The organism is Mesorhizobium sp. (assembly GCF_024509055.1).
Lineage (GTDB): Bacteria > Pseudomonadota > Alphaproteobacteria > Rhizobiales > Rhizobiaceae > Mesorhizobium.
In genome coordinates, this window is the sequence record NZ_JANINM010000435.1 from 1 (window position 1) to 16,060 (window position 16,060).

Sequence of the window (16,060 nt, forward strand, 5' to 3'; positions counted from 1 at the left end):
CCGCATAGCTGTAATCAAGCTTGGGCGCGGCGTAAACCGCATATAGGCGCAAAGCGCTAAGGCCAAGAGGGGTGCCAGCGATTTGATCGCTTCAAGCGTGGGCGAGGGCGGGCTGTTTGCCGGCTGGCATTCTGCGCTTGGCAAAGGCGCCGAGGAAAGTGCGAACGCCGTTGGTGGCGGACCGCACGATCTCTTCCTCGGTCGGCACGCCGCCGAGCATGAAGGTTATCTGCAGCTCGGCGTTCACGAGCGCGAGGAACTGGCGCGCGGCAACATCCGGATCGTCGATCGAGAGATGCCCGGCATAGGCGAGGCGCGCGAAGCGGGCAGCCAGCGCCGACCATGTCCTGCCTGGCCCTTGCTCGCGCCACTCGGCAAAGAGCTCCGGATAGCGCTCGCCTTCGGCCTGGATCAACTTGCGCAGGAATCGGCCATCGCGATTGCAGATACAGTTGCGGTTCATGCGCACGGCGAAAGCGATCAGGTCAGCTTCGAGGTCGACAGGCTGGTCGGGGAAGGTGGCGATGGTGGCGAAGATGCCTGCGTTGCAGCGCTCCGTCAGGTCGCGCACGACCGCGATGAATAGTTTTTCCTTGTCGCCATGATGGTTGTAGACCGTCTGGCGCGAAACGCCGGCCTCGGCCGCGATCAGGTCGATATTGGCGCCGGCAAAGCCCTCCCGACAGAAAACCGAAGCCGCGGCATCAACCACCGATATGCGCTTGGCCTCGTGGCTGCGTGGCGGGAAAGTGTCAGGAGAAACACCGAGCTTCATAGAAAACTATATAGCGGTGATTGACGAATTGGACAAGGCTGTCTAAATTTGTGGACACAACAAAGGGAAATCCGCTTGCAGGAGACGAACAAGTTCGCTCCTGGATGTCGGGCTCCCACGGGATGGAACGTCCTTGGGTAGACGCCGACGACGGCGGCAACCAGATCCGAAAAAGAGCCCTATCATGAGTCCCAAATTCCTCCGCATCGCGGTCGTGCTCGGCTTGTTGTCCGCGATCGGCCCCTTTGCAATCGACATGTATCTTCCCGCGCTGCCTTCGATCGGGGCGGACCTGCATGCCGGCACGGCCGCCGTGCAGATGAGCCTTCTGATCTTCTTTCTGTCGATGGGCTTCGGCCAGATCGTCGTCGGCCCGATCTCCGACATAGTAGGGCGCAAGCTGCCGCTTTATGCCGGTCTCGCGCTGTTCATGGTGGGCGGCGTGGGCTCGGCGATGGCGCCGACCATCGAATGGCTGATCGCCTTCCGCTTCCTGCAGGGGCTTGGCGCCAGCGCCGGCATGGCGGTGCCGCGCGCCATCGTGCGCGACCTTCATACCGGCAACGAGGCCGCCAAGCTGATGTCGCTGCTGATGCTGGTGTTCTCGGTGTCGCCGATCCTGGCCCCGCTGACCGGCAGCCAGATCATCGAGAGCTTCGGCTGGCGCGCCGTGTTCTGGACCGTGACGGCCGCCGCGGCTCTGGCCACCATCCTGCTAGCTACCTCGCTCAGCGAGACACGGTCGGCGGAGGAGCGCGCCAATTCGTCCTTCGGCACCGCGCTCGCCGGCTACCGCTACCTGATGGGTGACCGCAACTTCCTCGGCCTGGTGGCGATCGCTGGCTTCGGCATTGCGAGCTTTTTCGTCTATCTGTCGAGCTCGTCCTTCATCCTGATCGACCACTACGGCCTGTCGCCGTCGGTCTACAGCGTGTTCTTCTCGATCAACGCGGTCGCCTTCATCGGCATGTCGCAGCTGACCGGAATGCTGGCGGACCGCTTCGGATTGAAGCGCGTGGTCTGGGTGGCGGTGACCGGCTACGCCACGGTGATGGTGGCGCTGTTCGCAATCATGGCTTCCGGCGTCGACCGGCTCGACGTGATGGCGGCGCTGCTTTTCGTCGGTTACGGCTTCCTCGGGCTGGTCATCCCGACCACCTCGGTGCTGGCGATGGAAGAGCATGGCGAGATCGCCGGCACGGCCTCGGCGCTGATGGGCACGCTTCATTTCGCCATCGGCGCCGCCGCCATGGGCGTCGCCGGCCTGTTCTTCGACGGCACGCCGCTGCCGATGGTCGCCGGCATCACGCTCTGCGCCGTGATCTCCTTCTCGCTGGCCAAGCTCACGCTCGGCCGTGCACGGGAAGCGGCGGAAGCACCGGCCGAGTAGAGGCTCTCAAAGCGTTGGATAAGGCCGGGCTCGCCCGGCCTTTTTTATGTCGGCACATCAGCCGATAGGCGCAGACGCTTGCCTATCCCCCAGACATGCCGACCACCGCCGGAAGAACCCGGCGAGAGCCCGCACCGTCCGCCGGACTGCCACCGCGCCGCGTAGGTATCACATTTAAGTTGGTATCTTGTATAGAAAGATACCTGTTTATATGGTGTACCTGACTTGCCGGGGCTGACCGTGACCGACCCAAACGACATCCAGCTGAAGAAGGGGGCGCTCGAACTGTGCGTTCTGGCCTTGCTTGCCCGGCGGGAAAGCTATGCATACGAGATCGCCAGCACCTTGGCCGAGCGTGTTGGCATGGGTGAGGGGACTATCTATCCGCTGATGCGGCGCATGCAGAGCGATGGGCTCGTCGCGACGTGGCTCGTCGAATCGGCAAGCGGACCGCCTCGCAAATACTACCGGCTCACGCCGGTTGGCAGGACCGTCTATGAAGCGCGCAACCGGGAATGGCGAAGCTTCGTCGATGCCGTCGACCTGTTCCTGGGAGAGATGGAATGACCCGCGATGCCTTCCTTGTTTCCCTCCGCGGCAGCCTGGCCGGACTGCCCGCCGGTGAAGTCGACGAAATCGTTGGCGACTATGCCGCCCATTTCGACGAGGCCCGAGCCTCCGGACGAGGCGAGGAGGAGGTGGCCCAAGCGCTTGGTGATCCGGCGCGCCTGGGACGGGAGCTGCGGGCCGAAGCGGGGCTTCGTCGCTGGGAGCATGACCGTGGTCCTGCGGGCGTCGTTGCCGCGCTGCTTGCCCTGACCGGCCTCGCCGCCTTCGATATTTTCCTGCTGCTGCCGGTGCTCATCGTCTTCTGCTTCGTCGTGCTGGGCATGGGCATTGCCGCCCTGGCGCTTGGCGTCACGGGCGTGGGACTGCTCCTGAGCATCGTGCCGTTCTGGCATTTTGCGTCGTGGACCGAAGCGTTCGCACGCCTGCTGGCGGCTGTCGGCCTTGCCGCCGCCAGCATCGGCCTGGGCTCGCTGCTGCTGCTTGGCCTGAATATCGGGGTCAAGCTCCTGGGGGATTATGCGCGCCTGCACTACCGCCTGGTCAAACCACCGCAGCCTTGATCAACCCCGTGGCGCGCCGCCACGCGAAAAAAAGGTGCAACATGAACAAGATGCTTGCCTGGACCGCCGCCCTGTCACTGGGCGTTGCCGTGATCTGTCTGTCGCTGGCCAACTCGCTCGCCGGCAACGACTGGAGGGGAAACCGATGGTGGCATCTTGCCTCCAGTTGCCGCGTTTCGGGTGATGCGACAAAGCCCGGATCGGTTACATTGGCCTGGGAGCCGGCAGGCAGCGAATTCCATATTGCCCTTCCGGCGACGGTGACATACCGGCCCGGCGCACCATCCCAGGCTATCGTGACGGGCGACCCCGAAACCGTTTCGCATGTTCGCCTGTCCGGCAACGTGCTTGCCTTCGACGATGATTTCAATTGCGACGGCGGGCTGGTCAGCGTCCAGCTTACCGGCCCGGCGGTCTCCAGTTGGAGGTTGAGCGGCAGTGGCAAGCTCGAGCTTTCCGACCTCGCCCAGGAGACGCTTGATCTGCGGATAAGCGGCAGTGGCGACGTGCGAGCGAGCGGCAGCGTGCGGGATCTCTCCTTGCGCATCTCCGGCTCCGGTTCAGGAGATTTTCGCCAGCTTGCCGCCAAGACGGCCAGTGTCCAGATCAGCGGCAGCGGCAATGCCGATATCGCGGCGCAGGATCAGGCCGACATCCGTTTGTCGGGCAGCGGCAACGTGCAAGTCCACGGCAGCCCCAAGATCAATTCGCATGTCAGCGGAAGCGGCAGGGTCGAAACGGTGCCGTGAATGGCCGCTTGGCTGCGCTTACAGCCCGGCCTCCGCCAACATGAATTGGATCCGCGCTTCGACTGGTGCGAGCGGCAAGGAGACCAGTTCGTAGCCGAGCTCGACATAGACACCGCTCACCGAGCGGAATGTACGCTCCGCCTCGTCGAGCGTCTGCTTCCTTTCTTCGTCCTGGGTGAAGATGTCCGGCCATGGCGGCGCGACGAAGACGCGGCGCGCGAAGCGATATCGCTCGGCCGCATTCTTGATATGATCGGGCACCGGCAGGCCGCAAAGCCTGAGATAGCCGATCGTGTCCGGCACGCCGCGATCGAAGAAGACCGGACCGGGCTGCGCGCCCATGGCGTGACAGGAACGCAGCTCCCATGACAGCATCAGCTCTGCAAACAGCGCGCGGTCCTGCCAGGGAAGGGCAGGGCCGCCGATCGCCACCTGGTCACGGATTATGCCGCGTCCGGCTTCGGGCGCGGTCGAGAAGCCTCTGGCTTTCAGGGCCTCGACCAGCGTCGTCTTGCCCGAGCCGGGGCCGCCTGTCAGCACGAAGAATCGATCGGTATCGTTTTGCATGACTTGTCCATGGATGATGGACGGCAAGGCTGTACGACGCCTGCGCGCCAGACGAATCTTGGCCGTTCGGTGGGTAGGAAGCAGAAAGGGAGAAGGTGGAGGTTTCTGTTGCCAGGTACCTCCGAACCCCGCCTAGAAGTGCGAACCTCTAGGGCTTGATTTGAAGCGTTCGCGCCGCATTAAGCAGCGAGACGAGCTTCCGCATAGTTGTCGTTGGCAACTATAAGTTTAGCCCGATGACGGTGGTACAATGCCGGGCAAAAGTACGATCTTTACACCTTCGTCGATCCTATTTCGCCCCCAGCAAAAGCCGCTCCGTCATCCAGAGCGGTTTTTGGTGGAGGCGCCGGGTACCGCCCCCGGGTCCGAACGGCTTATTTCATCGCCTGTTTATCGCCATAGTCGGTCAAGCCGACGAACCGAATATAGGGACCGATCACGGAAAATGGAAGGCCAAACCAGCACTTGTCCCCGATGCTGAACTCCGCGACCGAGGGTTGACTCGCGCGCTTACTCAATCGAAGCTCGCAATGCGGTGAGGAGTATCCGACCTAGCGCACAGGTTGCGCGGCGCGCCACAAACCTCATCGATCGGATTCGTGGCGCCGACGAGGGGAAGTTTGATGGCCGACTATCTTGCGGATGTGAAGAAGTACGACACCGGCGCGAACGCCGAAGCGGTCGAGAAGATCGTGAAGCATCTGGGCATCGCGCTCAGGAACCGCGATTCCTCGCTGGTTTCCTGCACCGACCCAAAGGAACTCGAGCGTGTGCGCGAGAGTTGGGTTGGCAAGAAGCTCGGCATCACCGATGCCAAGAAAGCCGATGCCGCTATCGAGAAGACATGCCAGGCGATGCATGCCGACCACAGCAAGCACCGGGTGACTTTCTACTATCTGGTCGCGAAGGATCTGGGCAAGCTCGGCTCTCTCTGAGACCTTTGATAATTCTACTCTGGCGGCCGACTAGCGGGGTTTCTGCGCTTCCGATGCTCACGTACTTTAAGTACGCTCCGCTGCGGTTCTCGATAACCACGCTATTCGACTCGCCAGAGCGAATTCTGAAAAGGTCTCTATCCTGCGTCGGTGTAGAAGACTTCAGACAAGCGTGGCGGCGACGCTCGTATGCGCTATGATCGGTCAAATCTCGAATCGAGGCGGAGCCGATGCGCCAATATCTCGACCTGTTGAAGCACGTGCTGGAAAACGGCGCCGACCGCGGCGACCGTACCGGTACCGGCACGCGCTCGGTGTTCGGCTACCAGATGCGCTTCGACCTGTCGCGCGGCTTCCCGGTTACCACCACCAAGAAGTTGCATCTGAAGTCGATCATTCACGAGTTGCTCTGGTTCTTGGCCGGCGACACCAACATCAAATATCTCAACGACAATGGCGTCACCATCTGGGATGAGTGGGCCGACGAGAATGGCGATCTCGGCCCCGTTTACGGCAAGCAATGGCGTTCCTGGCCGGACGGCCATGGCGGCGAGATCGACCAGATCGCGAATCTCCTCAAGGAGATACGCAGGAATCCTAACTCGCGCCGGCTGATCGTTTCTGCGTGGAACCCGGCCGAGGTGGAGGCCATGGCGCTCCCGCCCTGCCACTGCCTGTTCCAGTTCTATGTCTCGGAAGGCCGGCTTTCCTGCCAGCTCTATCAGCGCTCGGCCGATATCTTCCTCGGCGTGCCATTCAACATCGCGTCATACGCCCTGCTGACCATGATGGTGGCTCAGGTCACAGGCTTGAAGCCCGGCGACTTCGTCCACACGCTGGGTGACGCGCATCTCTATTCGAACCATTTCGAACAGGCGCGCGAGCAGATGCGGCGCACGCCGAAGCAACTGCCGACGATGTGGATCAACCCGGAGGTGAAGGACCTGTTTGCCTTCCGCTTCGAGGATTTCCGGCTTGAGAACTATTTCGCCGACGCCAGCATCAAGGCGCCGATCGCGGTTTGAGTCGCTGAGATCCGGTCAGTCGATGCCGACCATGACGTCGGAAGCCTTGATGACGGCGTAAGCCTGCTTGCCCTTTTCAAGCTGAAGGTCGGCGACGGCTTCATTCGTTATCGATGAGGTGACGATGACGCCGCCGCCGATGTCGATGCGGACGTGCGAGGTGGTCGCGCCCTTGACGATCTCGGTGACCTTGCCCTTGAGAATGTTGCGCGCGCTGATCTTCATAGGTGCTTCCTCTCAGGTTGTTTCGCAGTGTCTTACCAGAACATTTGCGCCATGCCACCGCTCATCGCGCAGCGATACAGATTGGTCTTTCGATCAGTCGCGGCCCTTCCCTTGTTATGTTCATCCGGATATATCGGTTTCGGGCTTTCGGCCGCACGGATTTCAACAGGGAGAGTTTCATGACGAACAAAGGTTTTGGATTGAAGGCGATTGCAATCGGGGGATTGACGGCAATGCTCATGGCTGCCGTGCCGGCGGCTCATGCCGACGATAAGCTCACCGTGTTCGCGGCCGCCAGCCTCAAGGACGCGCTCGACGCAGTCAACAAGGCTTGCGAGCCGGAAGTCGGCGAAGCCGCGACCATTTCCTATGCGGCGAGCTCGGCGCTGGCCAAGCAGATCGAAGGCGGCGCGCCTGCCGACGTCTTCGTCTCGGCCGACCTCGACTGGATGAAGTATCTCTCGGACAAGAAGCTGACCAAGCCGAATACCGAAGTGAAGCTGCTTGGCAACCAGATCGTGCTGGTCGCGCCGAAGGATTCCAAGGTCGAGGCGAAGGTCGAAAAGGGCTTCGATCTCGCCAAGCTTCTCGGCGACGGAAAGCTTGCCATGGGCGATTTCAAGGCCGTTCCGGCCGGCAAATACGGCAAGGCGGCGTTGGAATCGCTCGGCGTCTGGCCGTCGGTCGAAGGCAAGGTTGCGCAGGCCGAGAATGTGCGCGCCGCGCTGAAGCTGGTTTCGACGGGCGAAGCCGCGCTTGGTATCGTCTACGCGACCGACGCGCACGCCGAGAAGGGCGTCAAGGTCGTCGGCACTTTCCCCGAGGGGTCGCATCCGCCGATCATCTACCCGATTGCGCAGACGGCGGATTCGAAGGACAAGAATACGGCTGCCTTCCTGAAATGCGTCGAGTCGGCCAAGGCCGCCGACCTATTCAAGGAACAGGGCTTCACGGTGCTCACGCCGAGCAACTGAGAAAGACCTTGAATCGCATATGAACTGGCTGCTGGACCTCACTCCCGACGAATGGAATGCGGTCCGGCTGTCCATCAAGGTGGCGACGGTGGCGATGATCGCCAGCCTGCCGCCCGGCATCCTGATCGCGCTGTTGCTCGCGCGCGGCCGGTTCTGGGGCAAGACGCTGCTCAACGGGCTGGTGCATCTGCCGCTGATCCTGCCGCCCGTCGTAACCGGCTATCTGCTGCTGCTGACGTTCGGCCGGCGCGGGCCGGCAGGCGCGTTCCTCGCCGAGCATTTCGGCATTGTCTTCTCGTTCCGCTGGACGGGCGCGGCACTTGCCTGCGGCGTCATGGGCTTTCCGCTGATGGTGCGCGCGATCCGGCTGTCGATCGAGGCGGTGGACCGCAAGATGGAGTCGGCCGCCGGCACGCTCGGCGCCAACCCGCTCTGGGTTTTCGCCACCATCACGCTGCCATTGATCCTGCCCGGCCTGATCGCCGGCGCCATCCTGTCCTTCGCCAAGGCGATGGGCGAGTTCGGCGCGACGATCACCTTCGTCTCCAACATCCCCAACGAAACGCAGACGCTGCCCTCGGCTATCTACACCTTCACACAGGTGCCGGGCGGCGACGAAGGCGCGCTGCGGCTGACGCTTATCTCGATCGTCATCTCGATGCTGGCGCTCGTGGCTTCGGAGGTTCTTGCGCGGCGTGTCGGCAGGCGGATGGACATCGAATGACGCTGCTCGTCGATATCCGCCATCGGCTCGGCGATTTCGCCATCGATGCCAGCTTCGAGAGCGCCGGCCGGCTGACGGCGCTGTTTGGGCCGTCGGGATCGGGAAAGTCGACGCTGATCAACCTCATCGCCGGGCTGCTCCGGCCGGAAAAGGGCCGGATCGCGGTAGACGGACGCGTGCTTGTCGATGTCGCGGCCGGCGTCTTCGTGCCGATGCACAAGCGGCGGATCGGCATGGTGTTCCAGGATGCGCGGCTCTTCCCGCATATGAGCGTCGCTTCCAATCTGCGCTATGGCCGCTGGTTCACGCCGGCTTCCGAACGCTACGCCAGCATGGACGCGGTGGTCGAGTTGCTCGGCATCGGCCATTTGCTCGACAGGCGGCCGGCGAAACTTTCGGGCGGCGAAAAGCAGCGCGTTGCGATCGGTCGCGCCCTGCTGGCGAGCCCAAGGCTCCTTTTGATGGACGAGCCGCTCGCCTCGCTCGACGAGGCGCGCAAGGCCGAGATCCTGCCCTATATCGAGCGGTTGCGCGACGAGACGAAGATTCCGATCGTCTATGTCAGCCATTCCATCGCCGAGGTGGCGCGGCTGGCGAGCGACGTTGTGGTGCTTGCGCACGGCAAGGTCGCGGCTTTCGGCCCGACCGCGGCGATCATGCAGCGGCTCGACCTTCTGCCGGCGGAGGAACGAGGCGAGGGCGGCGCCGTGCTCGACACCAAGGTGCTACGGCACGACGAGGCTTTCGGCATGACGGTGCTCGGCTCGCGGGCCGGCGAGATCCGCGTGCCGCGACTGGCGAGAGCCGTCGGAGATCCGGTTAGGATACGCGTCCGCGCCCGTGACGTGATGATCGCAACGGAACGGCCGGTCGGCCTCAGCGCGCTCAACATCCTGCCGGGGACGGTGGTTGCGATGAAGCCCGGCGAGGGGCCAGAGGTCGAGGTCGGCATCGACTGCGACGGCGCGATCGTGCTCGCGCGCATAACCGAGCAATCGCGCAAGGGGCTTGGGCTGCAACTCGGCAGCAAGGTGTTCGTGGTGGTCAAAACCGTAAGCTTCGACAGGGCAAACACCGGTGCGGGCCTGCCGGCTGAGGCCAGCGTATGAGGAATTCGATCCTGCCGCTATGTATGTTTGGAATAGCGATATTGCCGAGCAAGGTCTATTGTAACGGCGTGAGCGCGTAGGAGAAAAAATGCCGTCGCTGAGCCTGCGGATAAATCTCGATCCGGACGGACGCATCGGTCCGGGCAAGATCGAGCTTCTGGAGCAGATCGCTTCGTTCGGTTCGATCTCGGCCGCGGCGCGCGGCATGGAGATGTCCTACAAGCATGCCTGGGACCTGGTCGAGGACATGAACCGCGTTTTCGGCAAGCCGCTGGTCGCCGCGCAAACCGGCGGCCGGAAGGGCGGCGGCGCGCAATTGACCGCGGTGGGCCTCGCGGTGGTGAGCCGGTTCAGGGCGATCGAGCGCGCGGCAGCATCAGCAGCCGCAGTGCACATGCAGGCCCTGCAGGCCGAAATCGACGCCGGCTGATTACCGGCTTCGAACCGCTATTCTTCCGGTTGGCCGGGCTTGCGCAGCAGGTAGGTGTCCATGATCCAGCCCTTTTCCCGCCGGGCTTCCTCGCGGACCTTCTCTATTTCATCGCCTATGTCGCCGACGCGGCCCGAAAGAATGATCTCGTCGGGCGTGCCGAGGTAGGCACCCCACTGGATGAGGACATCCTTGTCGGCCAGCGTGTTGAAAGCGCATTTGCCGTCGAGCATCACCACCGCGCTGCCGGCATTGGCCGGCAGTCCTTCCTCGGTGAGGCGGCGGCCGGTGGTGATGAGAACCGAATCCCCGATACGGTTGAGCGCCGTGGCGTGCGAGGCGGCAAGCGCCTGGATCGCGGTGATGCCAGGAATGACCTCGAGTTCGAAGCCGACATTACCCCGGAGGCGCACGCGCTGGAGGATGCGCAACGCACTGTCGTAGAGCGACGGGTCGCCCCAGATCAGGAAGGCGCCGATGCCGTCTTCGGCGATCTCGTCGCGGATCAGGCCTTCGTAGATCGCCGCGATCGCCTCATGCCAATCGTCGACTGTCGACCGATATGAGGCGGCGGGCTCTGCCCGCACCGGCACGTCAAACTCGACGCGGCGCGATTTCGGATTGGTGACGAAGCGGTCGCAGATATGCCGCCGCAGCTCGGCGAGATCGTTCTTCTTCGCCCCTTTGTCTGGAATGAACAGCACATCGGCGCGGTTCAGGCCGTTGATGGCCTGCACCGTCATGTGTTCAGGATTGCCGGCTCCGATGCCGATGACAAGAAGCTTGCGCATGGAGCGATCTCCTGCCTGATCGGGCGAGCGGTGTCCAGCACGCGCATAGTCATCGGCGAAAGCAGGAAGGACTTTGAAACGCTCCGTTGAAATGGCTAGATGGGGATGCGCATCCGGCCAACCCGGTATGACGCGGAGAGGGGTAGACATGTCACGCATCGTCCTGACCGCAGCGCTGGCATTCTTGGCTGCGCCGGCCTTCGCCAACGATTCCGTCGCCGAGCTCGGCACCGGCGGCCTGATCCTGTCGCGCAGCGATGCCGTCACCATGGAAAGCGAGGACCTTTACATTTCGCCGGAGAGGGTGACCGTCGACTACGTCTTCCGCAACAACACCGACAAGGATGTCGATGCGATCGTCGCCTTCCCGATGCCCGACATTTCGGGCGATCCGGAAGAAATGCCGGCGATCCCTGAAAATCAGAGCGACAACTTCCTCGGCTTCGAGGTGACGATCGACGGTGTCGCCACCAAACCGCAGCTCGAGCAGAAGGCGTTTTCGCTCGGCATCGACGTCAGCGCCGACCTGAAGGCGCAGAATGTACCGTTCAATCCGTTCGGCGACGCCGCCAAGGCAGCACTTGCGAAACTGCCGCAAGCGGTCGCCAAGGACTGGGAGAGCCGCGGCATCATCATCGAGGACCCGGAAACGGACAATGGCCAAGGTGGCACGATTTCCTATACGCCGTTCTGGCAGTTGCGTTCGACCTACTGGTGGCGCTCAACCTTCCCAGCGAACAGCCAAGTCCACGTCTCGCATCGCTACAAGCCGAGCGTCGGCGGCACGTCCTCGGTCAGCTTCTATTATGACGGCAAGTTCCAGGGCCAGTACGATACCTACAAGACCCGTTACTGCATGGACGATACGTTTGAGAATGCCGTGCGCAAGGCGGCCAAGGCGGACCCGGACGGCTATCCGAAGTATTTCGAGAACCGTATCGCCTACATCCTGACCACCGGCGGCAACTGGGCGTTGGGCAATATCGGCAATTTCAAGCTAACCATCGACAAGGGCAACCCCAACAACCTCGTTTCCTTCTGCGGCAACAACGTCCGCAAGGTCGGTCCGACGACGTTCGAGATGACGGCCAAGGATTTCTATCCCGAGCACGACATCGACATCCTGCTGCTCGTGCCTTCCAACAACAGCGGGAATGGTGGCTGATGGACATCGCGATCTATGTCGCCATAGCGGAGAACGGGGTGATTGGCCGCGACGGCGGCCTGCCCTGGCGGCTTTCCACCGATCTCAAGCGCTTCAAGGCCGACACGATGGGCAAGCCGATCGTCATGGGCCGCAAGACCTATGAAGGCATCGGTCGGCCACTGCCGGGCCGGCTCAACATCGTGGTGACGCGCGACAAGGGCTGGCGCGCCGACGGCATCGAGGTCGCGCACTCGCTGGACGAGGCGATCACGCTTGCCAAGGTGCGGGGCCGGTGCATGGCCGGCGCCGAAGAGGTCTGCGTGGTTGGCGGCGGCGAGATTTATGCCCAGGCTCTGCCCCTTGCCGATCGCCTGCATGTCACGCATGTGCTGGCCACGGTCGACGGCGACGCGCATTTCCCGCCGATCGATCCCGCCGTCTGGCGGGTCACCCGCTCCGAGGACTTTCCGGCGGGCGAAAAGGATAGCCACGCGACGCGCTATACGGTCTACGAGCGCCGTCGCGACGGTCATTGACGATGACAAAGGGTCGCTATGCGCCCAAATCGGACGACGCCGGCGGCGGACTGCGTTGAAAGCGCGCCAAGGCGTCCCTATACAAGGACGACACCACAGCGCCGTGCGTCCAACTGGAGGCAAGAGGTCGCTGTAAAACTTTGATTTGGCGCATGTTTCCTTTTCGAAAGCCGATTGCCGGTTTTTGGGGGCATGCGATAGGATCGCGCCGCAAGGCCTGAGGGAACCGAAGCGAAAGGACATTCATGCCCTGGAACGACAAAAGCGGTGGCGGCGGCCCATGGGGCGGCGGCGGCAATCAGGGGCCCTGGGGGCAGGGACCGAAGGGGCCAAGCGGCCCGCAAGGCTCGCCGCCCGACCTCGAGGATATCATTCGTCGTGGCCAGGACAGGCTGCGCCGCGCCCTTCCGGGCGGTGGCGGCGCCAGCCCCGCCGTCTTCGGGCTGATTGCGCTCGCGCTGATCGCGCTGTGGGCCTTCAAGGCGATCTATACGGTGCAGCCGGATGAAGTCGCGGTCGAGTTGCGCTTCGGCAAGCCGAAGGCGGAGCTTTCGCAGCCCGGTCTGCATTTCCACTGGTGGCCGATCGAAACGGTCGAGACAGCCAAGATTTCCGAACAGTTGGTCAGCATCGGTGGCGGATCCGGCGCGACTTCGGGGCTCATGCTTTCCGGTGACCAGAACATCGTCAACGTGCAGTTCTCGGTCGCCTATCAGGTCTCCGACCCCCGGAACTATCTGTTCGACGTCTCCGACCCTGACGGCATGCTGACGCAGGTGGCCGAAAGCGCCATGCGCGAAGTCGTGGGACGGCGCCCGGCCCAGGATATCTTCCGTGACGATCGCCAGGGCATCGCGACTTCGGTACGCGAGATCATCCAGGCGACGCTCGACGGCTACAAGACCGGCCTTCAGGTCAATGCCGTCTCCATCGAGGACGCGGCCCCGCCGCGCGAGGTGGCGGATGCCTTTGACGAGGTGCAGCGCGCCGAGCAGGACGAGGACAAGTTCGTCGAGCAGGCCAACCAGTACTCGAACCAGAAGCTCGGCCAGGCGCGCGGCCAGGCGGCACAGGTCCGCGAGGACGCGGCCGCCTATAAGAACCGTGTCGTGCAGGAGGCCGAAGGTGAGGCGCAACGCTTCATCTCCGTCTACGACGAATACGCCAAGGCGCCTGACGTGACGCGCCGGCGCCTTTACCTGGAAACGATGGAGAAGGTCCTGAAGGATTCGAACAAGGTCATCGTCGAGCAGGGTAACGGGCAAGGGGTTGTTCCCTACCTGCCGCTGCCGGCACTGCAACAGAAGGCGCCGCCGGCGCCGGTGCTGGGAGGTAACCAGTGATGGTCAACCGTCTTCCCATCATCGCAGTCATCGCGGCTGTCCTTCTCTTCCTGCTCTATTCCTCCGTGTTCGTGGTCAATGCGGGCCAACAGGCGATCGTGCTGAGATTCGGCGAGATCATCGACGTCAAATCCGAGCCTGGCATCTACTTCAAGGCGCCGTTCGCCTTCTTCGACGCCGACAGCGTGCAGATGGTCGAGAGGCGGGTGATGCGCTTCGACCTCGACAACATCCGTGTCCAGGTCTCCGGCGGCAAGTTCTACGAAGTCGACGCCTTCATCGCCTATCGCATCTCTGATCCACGCACCTTCCGCGCGGCGGTCTCAGGCCAGGTGGAACTCGCCGAAGCGCGGCTGAAGACGCGTCTCGATGCTGCGCTCCGCCGCGTCTATGGCTTGCGCGACTTCGAGGCAGCGCTGTCCGAGGAACGCGGCGTCATGATGCGCGAGGTGCGCGATCAACTGCGCCCTGACGCGACATCGCTCGGCCTAGATATCGAGGACGTGCGCATCCGCCGGACGGATCTGACCGCCGAGGTCTCGCAGCAGACTTACGACCGCATGAAGGCGGAGCGCCTGGCGGAAGCCGAGCGGCTGAGAGCCCGCGGCAACGAAGCGGCACAGCGTATCAAGGCCCGCGCCGACCGCGAGGTCGTCGAGATCGTCGCCGAGGCGCAGAAGGAATCCGAGATCCTGCGCGGCGAGGGCGATGCACAGCGCAGCGCTACCTTCGCCGAGGCCTACAAGCGAGATCCGGCCTTCTTCGACTTCTACCGTTCGATGAACGCCTACGGCACGGCGTTGGACAACACCGGCACCACCATGGTGCTGTCGCCCAACTCCGAGTTCTTCCGCTTCTTCCGCGATCCCGACAGCAAGCCAGCCCCGGGACTGGCGACCACGCAACCGGGAGCCGCGCAGCCGGCACCCGTCGCTCCGGCCGCGCCGGCAACGCAACCCAGCACTGCCCAGTAACGGGCGGTGCAGGATTTCCTCGCGGCTATCGGCTTGGTCCTCGTCATCGAGGGCCTGGTCTATGGCGGGTTTCCAGGGCTCGCCCGGAAACTGGCGACCGAGGTGCTGTCGATGCCGGAGAAATGTGCTCCGGTTCGGCGGCCTGGCCGCAATCGCCATCGGTGTCGGCATCGTCTGGCTGGTGCGCGGCTAATGAATTTCGTGGTGCCGAAGCGATTGACGATTTATCCTCTGCCAACTGCGATAGCCGCAAACGCGCCTTATTTCTTGCCAACATGACCAGGCACGGCGTTTTTGCGGAAGCGCTTTTCCTATCAGAAACACCGGGAGGCCCACGATGATATCGGTTACCTTGTTGCGGGCGGCGCGACGCACGCTTTTCGCCGGCGCCACGGCGTTCGTCGTCGGCACGCTTGCCGTTCCCTCTTTCGTTGCACCCTCGATCGCATCCGATGCACCGCCTTCCGTCGCCGATCTGGCCGAGCGCCTGCTGGGCGCGGTGGTCAACATCTCGACCTCGCAAACGGTGAAGGGCACGGACGGGCCGGGCGCGGTGCCGATGCCGCAACTGCCCGAAGGCTCGCCGTTCCAGGATTTCTTCGACGACTTCTTCAAGAACCGAGGCGGCGACAAGGGCGGCACGCAGAAAGTCCAGTCGCTCGGCTCGGGCTTCGTGATCGACGCCGACCAGGGCATCGTGGTGACCAACAACCACGTCATCACCGACGCCGACGACATCGAGGTGAATTTCTCCGACGGCATCACGCTGAAGGCGACGCTGGTCGGCACCGATCCCAAGACCGACGTCGCGGTGCTCAAGGTCGACCCGAAGGGCCACAAGCTGACCTCGGTGAAGTTCGGCGACTCGACCAAGATGCGCGTCGGCGACTGGGTGATGGCGATCGGCAACCCGTTCGGCCTTGGCGGCACCGTGACGGTCGGTATCGTCTCGGCGCGCAACCGCGACATCAATTCGGGCCCCTATGACGATTTCATCCAGACCGACGCCGCCATCAACCGCGGTAATTCCGGCGGTCCCTTGTTCAACAGCTCGGGCGAGGTCATCGGCATCAACACGGCGATCATCTCGCCCTCGGGCGGCTCGATCGGCATCGGCTTTTCGATTCCCTCGCAACTCGCGGCGGGCGTGGTCGATCAACTCCGCCAGTATGGTGAAACAAGGCGCGGCTGGCTTGGCGTGCGCATCCAGCCGGTGACGGACGACATCGCCGAAAG

19 protein-coding genes, 1 other RNA gene and 1 pseudogene are annotated in these 16,060 nt (G+C 63.2%); 16 read left to right on the plus strand and 5 right to left on the minus strand.

What is annotated here, in order from left to right:
* Positions 1-91 precede the first annotated feature (91 nt).
* Positions 92-775 carry a TetR/AcrR family transcriptional regulator gene (locus tag Q0L57_RS24090; protein ID WP_296745566.1) on the minus strand — a complete coding sequence of 228 codons (684 nt, stop codon included), beginning with the start codon at positions 773-775 and terminating at the stop codon, positions 92-94.
* A 184-nt stretch (positions 776-959) separates the two neighbouring features.
* Between Q0L57_RS24090 and Q0L57_RS24095 the strand changes: the two genes are divergently transcribed.
* The 4 genes from Q0L57_RS24095 to Q0L57_RS24110 all read left to right on the plus strand — a co-directional run bounded on the left by Q0L57_RS24095 (position 960) and on the right by Q0L57_RS24110 (position 4,044).
* Positions 960-2,165, plus strand: coding sequence for a multidrug effflux MFS transporter (locus Q0L57_RS24095; protein WP_296745567.1), 1,206 nt, complete (start codon positions 960-962; stop codon positions 2,163-2,165).
* Positions 2,166-2,405: 240 nt separating this feature from the next.
* Positions 2,406-2,732, plus strand: coding sequence for a PadR family transcriptional regulator (locus Q0L57_RS24100; RefSeq protein WP_296745568.1), 327 nt, complete (start codon positions 2,406-2,408; stop codon positions 2,730-2,732).
* Entirely contained in the window at positions 2,729-3,295 is a 567-nt protein-coding gene (locus tag Q0L57_RS24105; protein ID WP_296745569.1) for a DUF1700 domain-containing protein, read from the plus strand. Before Q0L57_RS24100 ends, Q0L57_RS24105 begins: the two co-directional genes overlap by 4 nt.
* A 41-nt stretch (positions 3,296-3,336) precedes the next feature.
* Positions 3,337-4,044 carry a DUF2807 domain-containing protein gene (locus Q0L57_RS24110; RefSeq protein ID WP_296745570.1) on the plus strand — a complete coding sequence of 236 codons (708 nt, stop codon included), beginning with the start codon at positions 3,337-3,339 and terminating at the stop codon, positions 4,042-4,044.
* Between the two features lie 18 nt (positions 4,045-4,062).
* Here Q0L57_RS24110 and Q0L57_RS24115 read toward each other — a convergent pair whose 3' ends face one another.
* Positions 4,063-4,611, minus strand: coding sequence for an AAA family ATPase (locus tag Q0L57_RS24115; RefSeq protein WP_296745571.1), 549 nt, complete (start codon positions 4,609-4,611; stop codon positions 4,063-4,065).
* A gap of 94 nt (positions 4,612-4,705) precedes the next feature.
* Positions 4,706-5,066: a transfer-messenger RNA gene (gene ssrA, locus Q0L57_RS24120) on the minus strand.
* Between the two features lie 168 nt (positions 5,067-5,234).
* Between ssrA and Q0L57_RS24125 the strand changes: the two genes are divergently transcribed.
* Both Q0L57_RS24125 and Q0L57_RS24130 read left to right on the plus strand, forming a co-directional pair.
* Positions 5,235-5,546: a DUF2853 family protein gene (locus Q0L57_RS24125; protein WP_296745572.1), complete on the plus strand. Its 312-nt coding sequence runs from the start codon at positions 5,235-5,237 to the stop codon at positions 5,544-5,546.
* Positions 5,547-5,776: 230 nt separating this feature from the next.
* The gene (locus tag Q0L57_RS24130) at positions 5,777-6,571 is read left to right on the plus strand and encodes a thymidylate synthase (RefSeq protein ID WP_296745573.1); all 795 of its coding nucleotides are present in this window, start codon (positions 5,777-5,779) and stop codon (positions 6,569-6,571) included.
* A gap of 15 nt (positions 6,572-6,586) precedes the next feature.
* Here Q0L57_RS24130 and Q0L57_RS24135 read toward each other — a convergent pair whose 3' ends face one another.
* On the minus strand, positions 6,587-6,796 hold the full coding sequence (locus tag Q0L57_RS24135; RefSeq protein WP_296745574.1) for a molybdopterin-binding protein: 210 nt from the start codon (positions 6,794-6,796) through the stop codon (positions 6,587-6,589).
* A gap of 179 nt (positions 6,797-6,975) precedes the next feature.
* On the opposite strand from Q0L57_RS24135, the gene modA reads away from it, so the two are divergent.
* From modA to Q0L57_RS24155, 4 genes are all read left to right on the plus strand, one after another.
* Positions 6,976-7,770 (plus strand): molybdate ABC transporter substrate-binding protein, encoded by a 795-nt coding sequence (gene modA, locus Q0L57_RS24140; RefSeq protein ID WP_296745575.1) that lies wholly within the window; start codon positions 6,976-6,978, stop codon positions 7,768-7,770.
* Between the two features lie 19 nt (positions 7,771-7,789).
* The gene (modB, locus tag Q0L57_RS24145; RefSeq protein ID WP_296745576.1) at positions 7,790-8,494 is read left to right on the plus strand and encodes a molybdate ABC transporter permease subunit; all 705 of its coding nucleotides are present in this window, start codon (positions 7,790-7,792) and stop codon (positions 8,492-8,494) included.
* Positions 8,491-9,603 carry a molybdenum ABC transporter ATP-binding protein gene (gene modC / locus Q0L57_RS24150; protein WP_296745577.1) on the plus strand — a complete coding sequence of 371 codons (1,113 nt, stop codon included), beginning with the start codon at positions 8,491-8,493 and terminating at the stop codon, positions 9,601-9,603. The genes modB and modC overlap by 4 nt, the downstream gene beginning before the upstream one ends.
* 88 nt (positions 9,604-9,691) lie before the next feature.
* Positions 9,692-10,033, plus strand: a complete 342-nt coding sequence (locus tag Q0L57_RS24155) for a winged helix-turn-helix domain-containing protein (RefSeq protein ID WP_296745578.1) — start codon at positions 9,692-9,694, stop codon at positions 10,031-10,033.
* A 17-nt stretch (positions 10,034-10,050) separates the two neighbouring features.
* Here Q0L57_RS24155 and cobF read toward each other — a convergent pair whose 3' ends face one another.
* Complete coding sequence (gene cobF / locus Q0L57_RS24160; protein ID WP_296745579.1) at positions 10,051-10,824, minus strand: precorrin-6A synthase (deacetylating); 774 nt, start codon at positions 10,822-10,824, stop codon at positions 10,051-10,053.
* 148 nt (positions 10,825-10,972) lie between these two features.
* Here cobF and Q0L57_RS24165 point away from each other — a divergent pair, with 148 nt between their 5' ends.
* The 6 genes and pseudogenes from Q0L57_RS24165 to Q0L57_RS24190 all read left to right on the plus strand — a co-directional run.
* A complete protein-coding gene (locus Q0L57_RS24165; protein WP_296745580.1) occupies positions 10,973-11,989 on the plus strand; it encodes a DUF4424 domain-containing protein in 1,017 nt (338 codons plus the stop codon).
* Positions 11,989-12,507, plus strand: a complete 519-nt coding sequence (locus Q0L57_RS24170; protein WP_296745581.1) for a dihydrofolate reductase — start codon at positions 11,989-11,991, stop codon at positions 12,505-12,507. The genes Q0L57_RS24165 and Q0L57_RS24170 overlap by 1 nt, the downstream gene beginning before the upstream one ends.
* A gap of 245 nt (positions 12,508-12,752) precedes the next feature.
* Positions 12,753-13,850, plus strand: coding sequence for an FtsH protease activity modulator HflK (gene hflK, locus Q0L57_RS24175; RefSeq protein ID WP_296745582.1), 1,098 nt, complete (start codon positions 12,753-12,755; stop codon positions 13,848-13,850).
* Complete coding sequence (locus tag Q0L57_RS24180) at positions 13,850-14,824, plus strand: protease modulator HflC (RefSeq protein ID WP_296745583.1); 975 nt, start codon at positions 13,850-13,852, stop codon at positions 14,822-14,824. Before hflK ends, Q0L57_RS24180 begins: the two co-directional genes overlap by 1 nt.
* Positions 14,825-14,830: 6 nt before the next feature.
* Positions 14,831-15,017: pseudogene (locus Q0L57_RS24185) on the plus strand (DUF2065 domain-containing protein).
* A gap of 144 nt (positions 15,018-15,161) precedes the next feature.
* Positions 15,162-16,060: trypsin-like peptidase domain-containing protein (locus Q0L57_RS24190; protein ID WP_296745584.1), on the plus strand; the 899-nt coding region annotated here is incomplete at its 3' end.

Coding starts and splice junctions, on each gene's coding strand:
- Q0L57_RS24090 (WP_296745566.1), bottom strand. CDS start 775: ATGAAGCTCGGTGTTTCTCCTGACACTTTCCCGCCACGCAGCCACGAG.
- Q0L57_RS24095 (WP_296745567.1), top strand. CDS start 960: ATGAGTCCCAAATTCCTCCGCATCGCGGTCGTGCTCGGCTTGTTGTCC.
- Q0L57_RS24105 (WP_296745569.1), top strand. CDS start 2,729: ATGACCCGCGATGCCTTCCTTGTTTCCCTCCGCGGCAGCCTGGCCGGA.
- Q0L57_RS24110 (WP_296745570.1), top strand. CDS start 3,337: ATGAACAAGATGCTTGCCTGGACCGCCGCCCTGTCACTGGGCGTTGCC.
- Q0L57_RS24115 (WP_296745571.1), bottom strand. CDS start 4,611: ATGCAAAACGATACCGATCGATTCTTCGTGCTGACAGGCGGCCCCGGC.
- Q0L57_RS24125 (WP_296745572.1), top strand. CDS start 5,235: ATGGCCGACTATCTTGCGGATGTGAAGAAGTACGACACCGGCGCGAAC.
- Q0L57_RS24130 (WP_296745573.1), top strand. CDS start 5,777: ATGCGCCAATATCTCGACCTGTTGAAGCACGTGCTGGAAAACGGCGCC.
- Q0L57_RS24135 (WP_296745574.1), bottom strand. CDS start 6,796: ATGAAGATCAGCGCGCGCAACATTCTCAAGGGCAAGGTCACCGAGATC.
- modA (WP_296745575.1), top strand. CDS start 6,976: ATGACGAACAAAGGTTTTGGATTGAAGGCGATTGCAATCGGGGGATTG.
- modB (WP_296745576.1), top strand. CDS start 7,790: ATGAACTGGCTGCTGGACCTCACTCCCGACGAATGGAATGCGGTCCGG.
- modC (WP_296745577.1), top strand. CDS start 8,491: ATGACGCTGCTCGTCGATATCCGCCATCGGCTCGGCGATTTCGCCATC.
- Q0L57_RS24155 (WP_296745578.1), top strand. CDS start 9,692: ATGCCGTCGCTGAGCCTGCGGATAAATCTCGATCCGGACGGACGCATC.
- cobF (WP_296745579.1), bottom strand. CDS start 10,824: ATGCGCAAGCTTCTTGTCATCGGCATCGGAGCCGGCAATCCTGAACAC.
- Q0L57_RS24165 (WP_296745580.1), top strand. CDS start 10,973: ATGTCACGCATCGTCCTGACCGCAGCGCTGGCATTCTTGGCTGCGCCG.
- Q0L57_RS24170 (WP_296745581.1), top strand. CDS start 11,989: ATGGACATCGCGATCTATGTCGCCATAGCGGAGAACGGGGTGATTGGC.
- hflK (WP_296745582.1), top strand. CDS start 12,753: ATGCCCTGGAACGACAAAAGCGGTGGCGGCGGCCCATGGGGCGGCGGC.
- Q0L57_RS24180 (WP_296745583.1), top strand. CDS start 13,850: ATGGTCAACCGTCTTCCCATCATCGCAGTCATCGCGGCTGTCCTTCTC.